An 11,296-nucleotide genomic window follows, 5' to 3' on the forward strand; every position below is an offset into this window, starting at 1 on the left:
TTGGTGCACGCCATGGACAGCTTGCGTCTTTCAGTTCACTCTATTGCAACGATTGCGCCAGATCGCCTCGGGTATTCCATTAATCAGAATCTTTCTTTAATTTATTCCGTTCAATGGAATATGATGCACGGAAGGCATCATTGAAATTCCAAAGGAGGAAGGTATGGAAACCCCATCGGCTGCCAGCGGCGGCGTGCCGCGCGTCTTCTCGGTAATCCGCGCGCTCGGCGCGGTGCAGGCCGAAGGCGGGCGCGTGACCCAGATCGCACGTTCCGTGGGCCTCACCCAGGCCACCACGCACCGTTTGCTGCAGTCGCTCATGGCCGAGGGCATGGTCGAGCAGGACGAGCGCAGCAAGCTCTACCGGCTCAGCATCGATTTCTTCGCGCTGGCCGCGAGCGCGGGCAACCCCGGCGACCTGCGCTCCATCTGCCGGCCGGTGCTGCTGCGGCTGTGCGCGAGCCTGGGCGACAGCATCTTCCTGCTGGCGCGCAGCGGCTTCGACGCGGTGTGCCTGGACCGCAGCGAAGGCCCGTTTCCCATCCGCTCCTTCACCGGCGACATCGGCGGGCGCATCGCGCTGGGCGTGGGGCAGGGCGCGCTGGCGATCCTCGCGTTCCTGCCGGAGGCCGAGCGCGAGGAGGTGATCCGCTTCAACCTGTCGCGGGTGCGCGAGTACGGCGTGTACGACGAGGTCTACCTGCGCACCGAGATCGAGCGCGTGCGGCAGCAGGGCTATGCGGGTCGCAACACCGGGCTTCTGGAAGGCATGGCCGGCGTGGCGGTGCCCATCCTCGACCGCGAAGGCCGCGCGGTGGCCGCGCTGAGCGTGGGCACCATCGCCGACCGGCTCAATGCCGACCGCATGCCGACGGTGGTCGAGTTGCTCAAGCGCGAGGCCGCCGCGATCGGGCCGAAGATCAACCCGTTCGACGCGACGCTGAGGCGGCCGGCGCAGAGCCTGGCGAGTTCGCCGGCGGGGCAGAAGATCGAGCTGCCGGAAGCACCCGGGCCGGGGAAGGCCTGAGCCTTCAGCGCCGACGCATCGGCATCCTGTCGATCTCCGCGAACACCGCCTGCAGGTCGACGTCGGGCCCTTCGGTCATCTTCACGCCGCCGTCCTTGCCGACCAGCACGAAGGTGGGCGGGCCTGCCGCATCGAGCTTCAGCGCGGCCAGCAGCGCGCGGGTCTGCGCCGCGTCGAGGGGCTGCGCGTTGCGTCGGCCCTGGCCCGCGACCACCGTGTAGAGCACCATCTCGCGGTCGATGAAGGCCTCGCGCGTGGCCGTCTGGCGCAGGGCGGACTCGACCTTGCGCAGCAGCGCGTCACCTTGCGCCGGAACCACCACGACCACCGGGCGCGTCTTCCAGCGCTCGGCCACGAGCGGGTTGCGGTCCGCGGCGACGGCCGCGAGCGGCAGGGCCACGCTCAGCGCGGCCAGGGCGGGCTTGAGAAAGCTCGGAAAAGGCATGCTCAATCCTTCAGCTTGATGTCTTCGCTCTTGGCTTCCTGCATCGCTTCGGGTTCCAGTTCTTCGGCGTAGCGGTTCAGGCGAATGAACACGCCCCAGCCCGCCATCAGCAGGCCCACCGCGCTCAGCAGGGCGGCGCCGTACAGCATGAGCTCGGGCGTCTCGCGGGCCTTGAAGATCGCGACCAGGCCCTCGACCGCCACCGCCACCACGATCACCACCATGAACCGCGACAGGAACCGGCGCACCCGCGTCGGCGCGCCGATGTGGGCGTCGCGCACCACCTCTTCTTCGAGCACGGTCTGGGAGATCTGCAGCGCCACGACCGCGGCCGCCAGCAGGCCGACCGCCTCGATCACCGCTTCGGCCGTCGAGATGTCGATGCCCTGCATGACGGCGGCAAAGCCCGCGTGCCCCGCGACCGCGATCAACACCACGGCCGCCGCGGCGAACGCGAACGCCGTCAGCGCGTGGAGCGCGGCGTAGAGGGAGAGGATCGTCTTCATGGCGCATCGGGCGAGTGGGGGTGGCGCATCTTCGATGCGGCCTGGCGCCTTGTGCGTAGGCGCGCAGCCCGTGAGCCACGTCGTCAATTCAGCGCATGGATGCGGGCTTGCCTTGCACGGCAAGCCAGTCCCTTCTTAGCCAATCAGCCTTTTCATGCAGGACCTCGGGCGCAGTTCATTCCTGAAATGCATCAGGTCCTTCCATATTTTCACTAGCCAATCGCGCGCAGTTCGCTGATATTGGCCGGGTTCCTTCCCCCTTCCGTACCGCCTTCCTGCCTTTCTTCTTTCTCCTCCTTCCCGGAGCGCGTCCATGTCCGAAGACCACACCCCCACCTCCCAGGCGTCCGTCGCCACCGAAGTCGAACAACTGCTGCAGCGCCTGGGCGTGCCGCGCGATGCGTACACCGGCGGCACGCTGACGGTGCGCTCGCCGGTGACGGGCGAGGTGGTCGCGCAGGTGCCGCAGACCACGCCGGCCGAGGCCGCCGACGCCATCGGCCGCGCGCACGAGGCCTACAAGGCCTGGCGCAACGTGCCCGCGCCGCGCCGCGGCGAACTGGTGCGGCTGCTGGGCGAAGAGCTGCGCGCCGCCAAGCGCGAGCTCGGCCTGCTCGTCACGCTCGAGGCCGGCAAGATCCCGTCCGAAGGCGCGGGCGAAGTGCAGGAAATGATCGACATCTGCGACTTCGCGGTCGGCCTCTCGCGCCAGCTCTACGGCCTCACGCTGGCCACCGAGCGTGCCGAGCACCGCATGATGGAAACCTGGCATCCGCTGGGCGTGTGCGGCGTGATCTCGGCCTTCAACTTTCCGGTGGCCGTGTGGTCGTGGAACGCGGCGCTGGCGCTGGTGTGCGGCGACTCGGTGGTGTGGAAGCCGTCCGAGAAGACGCCGCTGACCGCGCTGGCCGTGCATGCCATCGCGCAGCGCGCCATCGAGCGCTTCGGCGACGCGCCGCAGGGCCTGCTGGGCCTGCTGCTGGGCCAGCGCGACATCGGCGAGGTGCTGGTCGACGACCACCGCGTGCCGATCCTCTCGGCCACCGGCTCCACGGCCATGGGTCGCCAGGTGGGGCCGAAGCTGGCCGCGCGCTTTGCCCGCGCCATTCTCGAACTCGGCGGCAACAACGCCGCCATCGTCACGCCCTCGGCCGACCTGGACCTCACGCTGCGCGGCATCGCCTTCGCGGCCATGGGCACGGCCGGCCAGCGCTGCACCACGCTGCGCCGCCTGTTCGTGCACGACAGCGTCTACGACAAGCTGGTGCCCAAGCTCGCCAGGGTCTACGGCAACGTGCGCGTCGGCGATCCGCGCGAGGCCGGCACGCTGGTCGGCCCGCTGATCGACCGCGCGGCCTTCGACGGCATGCAGAAGGCGCTCTCCGAAAGCCGCGAGATCGGCGCCACAGTGCACGGCGGCCAGCGCGTGGAAGGCATCGGCACCCAGGACGCCTACTACGTGCGTCCCGCGCTGGTGGAGCTCAAGTCGCATGACGGCCCGGTGCTGCGCGAAACCTTCGCGCCCATCCTGTACGTGGTGCGCTACAGCTCGCTCGACGAGGCCATCGAATGGCACAACGCGGTGGGCGCGGGCCTGTCGTCGTCGATCTTCACCCTGAACGTGCGCGAGGCCGAGCGCTTCATGTCGAGCGCCGGTTCCGACTGCGGCATCGCCAACGTCAACATCGGCCCGAGCGGCGCGGAGATCGGCGGCGCCTTCGGCGGCGAAAAAGAAACCGGCGGCGGGCGCGAAGCGGGCTCCGACAGCTGGAAGGCCTACATGCGCCGCGCCACCAACACCATCAACTACTCGACCGCGCTGCCGCTTGCCCAGGGCGTCACCTTCGACATCGAAGAGTAGGGCTCTCCCCCAGGCTTCGCGCACTTCGTGTCGCTTCGCCAACCCCCTTCCGGGGGCGACATCGGCGGCCCGGCAAAGCCGGTTGCGCCATGTCTTGCGAACGGGCTGTCCGCTGCCCGGGGACAGCCTTTGCCTTGCAGATCACAAAACCACAGGAGACAGGACCCATGAACATTCCCTTCAAGACCGCCGCGGCCGTCGCGCTGCTCGCGCTCGCGTTCGGCGCCGCCGCGCAGACCGCCACCGGCACGCTCGACAAGATCAAGGCCAGCGGCAAGGCCGTGCTCGGCGTGCGCGAAGCCTCGCCGCCCATGGCCTACATGCTGGGCGCGGGCGAGAAGTACGTGGGCTACCACGTCGAGCTGTGCGAGCGCGTGCTCAAGGACATCGCGCCGCAGGCCAGGCTGGAGTACATGGCCGTGACCGCGCAGAACACCATTGCGCTGGTGCAGAACGGCACGCTCGACATCGGCTGCGGCCCGACCACCAACAACATGGCGCGCCAGCAGCTGGTGGCCTTTGCCCTCACCACCTACGTGAGCGAAGTGCGCATGGCCACCAAGGTCGACTCGGGCATCACCACGCTCGACCAGCTTTCGGGCCGCAACGTGTCGGCGTCGACCGGTACCACCGCCGTGCAGCTGCTGCGCAAGCGCGAGCGCACGAACAACGTGTCGTACAAGACCGTGCTCGGCAAGGACCACCTCGAGAGCTTCCTGCAGCTGGAGTCGGGCCGCGCCGACGCCTTCGTGCTCGACGACAACCTGCTGGCCGGCATCATCGCCAACTCGAAGGACCCGGCCGCGTACCGCATCGTCGGCGAGGCGCTGGGCTCCGAGCCGATCGCGCTGCTGTTCCGCAAGGACGACCCGGCCTTCAAGGCGGCGGTGGACGACTCGCTGCGCCGCATGATGAAGAGCGGCGAGCTCGAGAAGATCTACACCAAGTGGTTCGTGGCCGCGATTCCGCCGAAGAACACCAGCCTGAACCTGCCCATGAGCGCCACGCTCAGGCAGCTGATGGCCGAGCCCAACGACAAGCCGCTGGAGGCCTACGCCAAGTGACCACGGACACCGCAGCAACGGCCCCTGGCGTCTTCGAGCCGGCGCAGCGCGTGCGCGCCATCGGCGTCTCGGAGATCCTGCGCATCACCGACCATGCCAACGCGCTCAGGCGTGCGGGCCGCCCGGTGATCGTGCTGGGCGCGGGCGAGCCCGACTTCGACACGCCGCAGAACGTGCGCGACGCCGCGGTGCGCGCCATCGGCCGCGGCGACACGCGCTACACCGTGCTCGACGGCAGCCCGGCCATGAAGGCGGCGGTGCAGCTGAAGTTCAGGCGCGACAACGCGCTCGAATTCGCGCTCGACGAGATCAGCGTGAGCGCGGGCGCCAAGCAGGTCATCTTCAACGCGATGATGGCCAGCCTGGACCCGGGCGACGAGGTGATCCTGCCCGCGCCGTACTGGACCTCCTACGCCGACATCGTGCAGGTCTGCGGCGGCGTGCCGGTGCCGGTGGCCTGCACCGAGGCCAACGGTTTCCGGCTCGACGCCACGCAGCTGGAAGCCGCGATCACGCCGCGCACGCGCTGGATCTTCCTGAACTCGCCGTCGAACCCGAGCGGCGCGGCCTACAGCGCGGCGCAACTCCAGCCGCTATGCGACGTGCTGCTGCGCCATCCGCGGGTGTGGGTGCTGGCGGACGACATCTACGAGCACATCCTCTACGACGGGCTCGCGTTCGCGACGCCGGCGGTGGTGGAGCCGCGCCTGCGCGAGCGCACGCTGACGGTCAACGGCGTGTCGAAGGCCTATGCCATGACCGGCTGGCGCGTCGGCTACGGCGCGGGTCCGCGCGCGCTGGTCGCGGCCATGGCCGTGGTGCAGAGCCAGACGACATCGTGCCCGTCGTCGATCAGCCAGGCGGCGGCCATCGAGGCGCTGACCGGCCCGCAGGACATCGTGGCCGAGCGCTGCGCCGACTTCCAGGCGCGCCGCGATTTCGTGGTGGCCGCGCTCAACCGCGCGCCGGGCCTGGGCTGCCGCGTGCCGGAGGGCGCGTTCTACACATTCGCGAGCTGCGCCGGCGTGCTCGGCAAGCGCACCCGCGGCGGTGACGTGCTGCAAAGCGACAGCGACTTCTGCCGCTACCTGCTGCAGGACTTCGAAGTGGCGGTGGTGCCGGGCAGCGTGTTCGGGCTGGCGCCGTACTTCCGCATCTCCTATGCGACGTCGATGGCGCAGCTGGAAGAGGCCTGCGCGCGCATTGCCGCGGCCTGCGAAGCGCTGGAGTGAGCTGACGAGCCGGGGCCGGCTGGCGCCTCAGCGCAGCCCGCCCACATAGCGCGGCGGCGGCGTGGGCGGCTGGCCGTCGGGCTGCCGCGCCGCCAGCCGGGCAGCGCGCGCCAGCGGCTCCATCGCCTGCTCCAGCCGCGTGGCGAGCTGGTAGAGCTCCTCGTCCTTGGTGTCGGCCGCGTGCGCGCGCGTCATGCGCACGATCTCGGCGGCGTACTCGGCGTTGGTCGCCATCCACTCGGTGTCGGTCACGCGCCCGTGCTTTCGCCGCAGCGCCACGTGAAGGCGGGCGGCGAGGGCGATGCGTTCGCTTTCGGACATGGATGGCATGGTTCCTCCGTCGGTGGATCAACTCCCCAGTTGTTCCTTGTGCTGTGCAAGATCGAGGCCCAGTACTTCGCTGTCGGCCTCCACGCGCAGCCCGACCAGCACGTGCACCAGGAAAAGCACCACCGCCGTCCCCGTTGCGCTGTAGATCGCCACGCTGCCGACCGCGATCGCCTGCGTCAGCACGTCGCCGGTGGCGCCCGAGATGCGCGCGTCGGCGAACACGCCCGTGAGCAGTGCGCCCACGATGCCCCCGATGCCGTGCACGCCGAACACGTCGAGCGAGTCGTCCGCACCCAGCATGTGCTTCAGCCCGGTGGCGCCCCAGTAGCAGGCCAGGCCCGCGATGGCGCCGATGGCCAGCGCCGCCAGCGGCGTGACGAAGCCGGCCGCCGGCGTGATGGTCACCAGCCCGGCCACCAGGCCCGAGCACAGGCCCAGCAGCGAAGGGCTGCGCCGCACGATCCACTCGCCGAGCATCCAGCTCATGGCGCCGGCAGCCGCCGCGATGTGCGTCACCAGCATCGCCAGGCCGGCGCGCCCGTCGGCCGCCACCGCCGAGCCCGCATTGAAGCCGAACCAGCCGACCCACAGCAGGCCCGCGCCCATCATGGTGAAAGCCAGGTTGTAGGGCTCGAAAGCCTCGCGCCCGTAGCCCTTGCGCGGACCCAGCGCATAGGCGCACACCAGCCCGGCGATGCCGGCGTTGACGTGCACCACCGAGCCGCCCGCGAAGTCGAGCGCGCCCATCTGCGCGAGCCAGCCGCCCGGCTCCCACACCCAGTGCGCGATCGGCGCATAGACCAGCACGCTCCACAGCAGCGCGAACCACAGCACCGCCGAGAAGCGCATGCGCTCGACGAAGGCGCCGAGCACCAGCGCGGTGGTGATGATCGCGAAGGTCAGCTGGAACATCGCGTAGACCGACTCCGGCACGTTGGGCGCCACGTGGCTCACCGCCACCTGGCCGGCTTCCTTCAGGTATTCGAAGCCCGAGAACCAGAAGCGGCCCGCGCCGCCGAGCCACGGCCAGCCCTCGGTGAAAGCCAGCGAATAGCCCACGGCGAACCACGTCAGCGACACTGCCGCGGCGACCGCCACCACGGCCGCCATCGTGGCCAGCACGTTCTTGCGGCGCACCATGCCCGCGTAGAAGAGCGCGATGCCGGGCAGCGTCATCAGCAGCACCAGCGCGGTCGAGGTCATCATCCAGGCGGTGTCCGCCGCGTTGATGGAGGCTTGCGATGCCAGTGCCATGGTCGTTTCTTCTTCGAGTGTTGGGCTGTGGCCGGACGTGCACAAGTCGTGCCACATCGTTAACCAGCAGAAACACTTTGGTTTGCGAATCTGCCTTCCGACTTAATGCAAAGCGGGTAATTCCTAATGCACTGGGCCGGTGCACGCCCTAAAGTCACGCCACTCGCGAACGGGCCCTGCTCGTGCTGCCGAGGGTCCGAGGAGACAGTTTCCAAGCAACTAGAAAAAAATGCTTCAAAGGCTCCGTACGAGATGCCGTGTTTGAGTTTGAAAGGCGCCGCTGGTCGGCGCCTTTTTTATGCCCGCGCGGCCTGAAGCGCCGGCGTCTCCTGCTACTTTTTTGATAGCGTCACCCCCAGTGAGAGAATCCGTCCCCTATGGAAATGCTGGTGGTGACGGGCGCCTCGCTGCTCGCGGGTTTTGTCGATTCGATCGTGGGCGGAGGCGGGCTGATCCTGGTGCCGGCATTGTTTGCCGTGTTCCCGGGCGCACCACCGGCCACGCTGCTGGGCACCAACAAGAGTGCGTCGATATGGGGCACGGCCGCCGCCGCCGCGCAGTTCAGCCAGCGGGTGAAGATGCGCTGGGGCGCCCTGTGGCCGGCCGCGCTGCTTGGTTTCGTCGGCTCGATGCTGGGCGCCTGGGGCGTCACGCTGTTTCCGGGCGACTTCCTGCGCCGGGCGCTGCCGGTCATCCTGCTGGGCGTGCTGCTCTACACCCTGGCGCGCAAGGACATGGGCCGGCTGCACGCGCCGCGCTTCAGCGGCCGCGCCGAGACGCTGGCGGCCTGCACCATCGGCCTGTCGATCGGGTTCTACGACGGCTTCTTCGGCCCGGGCGCCGGCAGCTTCCTGGTGTTCCTGTTCGTGCGCTGGATGGGCTATGACTTCCTCAACGCCTCGGCCTCGGCCAAGATCATCAATACCCTGACCAACGCCGCCGCGCTGATATTGCTGGCCGCCAAGGGCCACGTCTGGTGGCACTACGGGCTGGCGATGGCGGTCGCCAACGTGGCGGGCAGCCTGCTCGGCACCCGCGTGGCGCTGAAGCACGGCGCGGGCTTCGTGCGGGTGGTGTTCATCGTGGTGGTGAGCGCGCTGATCCTCAAGACCGCCTACGACGCGTTCCTCAAATGAAAACGGCCCGGAACCCCGGGCCGTTTCTTTCCAGAAACACCGCGGAACCGGCTCTGCCGGGCCGCAGGTGTTGCCCCCGGCAGGGGGAAGGCGAAGCGACACGAAGTGCGCGCAGCCTGGGGGCGAGCCTATTCCTCGACGAAGGCTTCCTCGCGCTTGGCTTTGATGGCCGGCAGCAGCACGATGCCCAGCAGCGCTACGGCAGCCACCAGCAGCCCGGCGGACAGCGGCCGCGTGACGAACACGCTCCATGCGCCGCGCGACAGCAGCAGCGCGCGCCGCAGGTTCTCTTCCATCATCGGGCCCAGGATGAAGCCCAGCAGCAGCGGCGCCGGCTCGGTGCGCAGCTTGATGAACAGGTAGCCGATGAAGCCGAAGGCCGCCACCATCCACACGTCGAAGGTGTTGTTGTTGGTCGAGTACACGCCGATGGCGCAGAACAGCACGATGGCCGGGAACAGGAACTTGTAGGGCACTGTCAGCAGCTTGATCCACATGCCGATCAGCGGCAGGTTCAGGATGATCAGCATCGCGTTGCCGATCCACATCGAGGCGATCAGGCCCCAGAACAGCTCGGGGTTGCTGGTCATCACCTGCGGGCCCGGCTGGATGTTGTGGATCGTCATGGCACCCACCATCAGCGCCATCACCGCGTTGGGCGGAATGCCCAGCGTCAGCAGCGGGATGAAGGAGGTCTGCGCGCCGGCGTTGTTGGCCGATTCTGGCGACGCCACGCCGCGGATGTTGCCCTTGCCGAAGGGCACCTCGCCGGGGCGCATCTTGATCTTCTTCTCCAGCGCATATGAGGCGAACGAGGCCAGCAGCGCGCCGCCGCCAGGCAGGATGCCCAGTGCCGAACCCAGCGCAGTGCCGCGCAGCACCGCGGGCAGCATGCGCTTGAAGTCGTCCTTGGTCGGCCACAGGCCCTTGACCTTGTGCGTGAACACTTCGCGCTCGTCGTCCGGCTGCGAGAGGTTGCCGATGATTTCGCCGTAGCCGAACACGCCCATGGCGATGACCACGAAGCCGATGCCGTCGGTGAGCTCCGGGATGTCGAAGCTGTAGCGCGCCACGCCGGAGTTCACGTCGGTGCCGACGATGCCCAGCAGCAGGCCCAGCACGATCATGGCCACCGCCTTGATCAGCGAACCCGAAGCCAGCACCACCGCGCCGATCAGGCCCAGCACCATCAGCGAGAAATATTCGGCCGGCCCGAACTTGAAGGCCAGCTCGGTCAGCGGCGGCGCGAAGGCGGCCAGGATCAGCGTGCCCACGCAGCCCGCGAAGAACGAGCCCAGGCCCGCCGCGGCGAGCGCCGGACCCGCGCGCCCCTGCCTGGCCATCTGGTAGCCGTCGATGCAGGTGACCACCGACGAAGACTCGCCCGGCAGGTTCACCAGGATGGCGGTGGTGGAACCGCCGTATTGCGCGCCGTAGTAGATGCCGGCCAGCATGATCAGCGCCGACACGGGGGGCAGCGCGTAGGTGGCGGGCAGCAGCATCGCGATGGTCGCGACCGGGCCGATGCCGGGCAGCACGCCGATCAGCGTGCCCAGGATGCAGCCGACCAGGCAGTACAGCAGGTTGGTGAAGGTGAAGGCAACGCCGAAACCGATGGAGAGGTTGTGGATCAGGTCCATGGTGTTTCTCTCCTCAGCCCGAAATGAATGTGGGCCAGACCTGGATCTGGAGTTTCAGCGCCCAGATGAAGGCCACATAGCTGCCGGCCGCCAGGATGGTCGCGAGAACCAGCACGTCGCGCAGCTTGAAGTGCTCGCCCGCCATGCTCGAGATGATCGTGAGCGCGTAGATCGCGATGATCATGCCCATGGCCGGCACGCCGATGCTGGGCAGTCCGCCCAGCAGCACACCGAAGGCCAGGTTGGCGCCGAGCACGAAGGCCAGCGGCTTCCAGGCCCATTTGCCGATCGGGTCGCCGTCGGTGGTCTCCACCACCATCGCCTGGAACATGATGATGATCCCGAGGACGGCCAGCAGGATGCCGAGCATCAACGGGAAGTAGCCGGGGCCCATGCGGGCGCCGTTGCCGACGGTGTAGGTGGTCGCGCCGATCGCGAATGCGCCCCCCACGGTCGTGAACATGACTCCTGAAAAGAAGTCTGCCTGGCTCTTGATGCGCACTGTCTCTCTCCTCTTGTTATGGAGAGACGAGGGTCGTTCCGCGGGCCTGACCGTTGGCTGACCGGCACGGTACGAACAAATGCGTACCGCAGGGCAAGGGTTGTCCCGGCCGGCTTCGCTCGCCCTGAAACGAAAAAAGCTCCCGAAGGAGCTTTCTTTTCATTCAGAGAGCCGGAGCTCTCGGAGTGCGGGTGAGGACTTAGTAGCCGCCGCGGCCACCGCCGCCGCCGCCGTAGCCGCCGCCACCACCGCTGCGGCCACCGCCGCCGCCGCCGTAGCCGCCACCACCACCGCCGTAG

The 11,296-nt window shown here is 68.4% G+C and carries 11 protein-coding genes; 5 read left to right on the plus strand and 6 right to left on the minus strand.

What is annotated here, in order from left to right; all coding sequences use genetic code 11:
- Window positions 1-163: 163 nt before the first annotated feature.
- Entirely contained in the window at window positions 164-1,027 is an 864-nt protein-coding gene (locus tag AC1RVW_RS17475; protein WP_081266962.1) for an IclR family transcriptional regulator, read from the plus strand.
- 4 nt (window positions 1,028-1,031) lie between these two features.
- On the opposite strand, the gene AC1RVW_RS17480 is transcribed toward AC1RVW_RS17475, so the two are convergent.
- A complete protein-coding gene (locus AC1RVW_RS17480) occupies window positions 1,032-1,472 on the minus strand; it encodes a DUF4174 domain-containing protein (protein WP_493201394.1) in 441 nt (146 codons plus the stop codon).
- A 2-nt stretch (window positions 1,473-1,474) separates the two neighbouring features.
- On the minus strand, window positions 1,475-1,978 hold the full coding sequence (locus tag AC1RVW_RS17485) for a hypothetical protein (protein WP_081266960.1): 504 nt from the start codon (window positions 1,976-1,978) through the stop codon (window positions 1,475-1,477).
- Between the two features lie 313 nt (window positions 1,979-2,291).
- On the opposite strand from AC1RVW_RS17485, the gene amaB reads away from it, so the two are divergent.
- The 3 genes from amaB (at window position 2,292) to AC1RVW_RS17500 (ending at window position 6,135) form a co-directional block, all read left to right on the plus strand.
- Entirely contained in the window at window positions 2,292-3,839 is a 1,548-nt protein-coding gene (gene amaB, locus AC1RVW_RS17490; RefSeq protein ID WP_081266959.1) for an L-piperidine-6-carboxylate dehydrogenase, read from the plus strand.
- A gap of 167 nt (window positions 3,840-4,006) precedes the next feature.
- Entirely contained in the window at window positions 4,007-4,903 is an 897-nt protein-coding gene (locus tag AC1RVW_RS17495; protein ID WP_081266958.1) for an amino acid ABC transporter substrate-binding protein, read from the plus strand.
- Window positions 4,900-6,135, plus strand: coding sequence for a pyridoxal phosphate-dependent aminotransferase (locus tag AC1RVW_RS17500; protein ID WP_493201397.1), 1,236 nt, complete (start codon window positions 4,900-4,902; stop codon window positions 6,133-6,135). The genes AC1RVW_RS17495 and AC1RVW_RS17500 overlap by 4 nt, the downstream gene beginning before the upstream one ends.
- Before the next feature lie 27 nt (window positions 6,136-6,162).
- Here AC1RVW_RS17500 and AC1RVW_RS17505 read toward each other — a convergent pair whose 3' ends face one another.
- Both AC1RVW_RS17505 and AC1RVW_RS17510 read right to left on the minus strand, forming a co-directional pair.
- Window positions 6,163-6,465: a hypothetical protein gene (locus AC1RVW_RS17505; RefSeq protein ID WP_106936043.1), complete on the minus strand. Its 303-nt coding sequence runs from the start codon at window positions 6,463-6,465 to the stop codon at window positions 6,163-6,165.
- A gap of 18 nt (window positions 6,466-6,483) precedes the next feature.
- Entirely contained in the window at window positions 6,484-7,719 is a 1,236-nt protein-coding gene (locus AC1RVW_RS17510) for an ammonium transporter (protein WP_493201399.1), read from the minus strand.
- A 377-nt stretch (window positions 7,720-8,096) separates the two neighbouring features.
- On the opposite strand from AC1RVW_RS17510, the gene AC1RVW_RS17515 reads away from it, so the two are divergent.
- Window positions 8,097-8,855, plus strand: a complete 759-nt coding sequence (locus AC1RVW_RS17515; protein ID WP_493201401.1) for a TSUP family transporter — start codon at window positions 8,097-8,099, stop codon at window positions 8,853-8,855.
- 128 nt (window positions 8,856-8,983) lie between these two features.
- On the opposite strand, the gene AC1RVW_RS17520 is transcribed toward AC1RVW_RS17515, so the two are convergent.
- Together AC1RVW_RS17520 and AC1RVW_RS17525 are read right to left on the minus strand one after the other, a co-directional pair.
- On the minus strand, window positions 8,984-10,495 hold the full coding sequence (locus AC1RVW_RS17520) for a tripartite tricarboxylate transporter permease (protein ID WP_081270672.1): 1,512 nt from the start codon (window positions 10,493-10,495) through the stop codon (window positions 8,984-8,986).
- Between the two features lie 13 nt (window positions 10,496-10,508).
- Window positions 10,509-10,997, minus strand: a complete 489-nt coding sequence (locus AC1RVW_RS17525) for a tripartite tricarboxylate transporter TctB family protein (protein ID WP_081270673.1) — start codon at window positions 10,995-10,997, stop codon at window positions 10,509-10,511.
- Window positions 10,998-11,296: the final 299 nt, after the last annotated feature.

It is taken from the genome of Variovorax sp. MPBD4-3, from assembly GCF_058809745.1.

Bases quoted from the DNA above. Each gene is read 5' to 3' on its own strand.
- AC1RVW_RS17505 (WP_106936043.1), bottom strand. From the start codon at position 6,465: ATGCCATCCATGTCCGAAAGCGAACGCATCGCCCTCGCCGCCCGCCTT.
- AC1RVW_RS17515 (WP_493201401.1), top strand. From the start codon at position 8,097: ATGGAAATGCTGGTGGTGACGGGCGCCTCGCTGCTCGCGGGTTTTGTC.
- amaB (WP_081266959.1), top strand. From the start codon at position 2,292: ATGTCCGAAGACCACACCCCCACCTCCCAGGCGTCCGTCGCCACCGAA.
- AC1RVW_RS17510 (WP_493201399.1), bottom strand. From the start codon at position 7,719: ATGGCACTGGCATCGCAAGCCTCCATCAACGCGGCGGACACCGCCTGG.
- AC1RVW_RS17485 (WP_081266960.1), bottom strand. From the start codon at position 1,978: ATGAAGACGATCCTCTCCCTCTACGCCGCGCTCCACGCGCTGACGGCG.
- AC1RVW_RS17495 (WP_081266958.1), top strand. From the start codon at position 4,007: ATGAACATTCCCTTCAAGACCGCCGCGGCCGTCGCGCTGCTCGCGCTC.
- AC1RVW_RS17520 (WP_081270672.1), bottom strand. From the start codon at position 10,495: ATGGACCTGATCCACAACCTCTCCATCGGTTTCGGCGTTGCCTTCACC.
- AC1RVW_RS17475 (WP_081266962.1), top strand. From the start codon at position 164: ATGGAAACCCCATCGGCTGCCAGCGGCGGCGTGCCGCGCGTCTTCTCG.
- AC1RVW_RS17480 (WP_493201394.1), bottom strand. From the start codon at position 1,472: ATGCCTTTTCCGAGCTTTCTCAAGCCCGCCCTGGCCGCGCTGAGCGTG.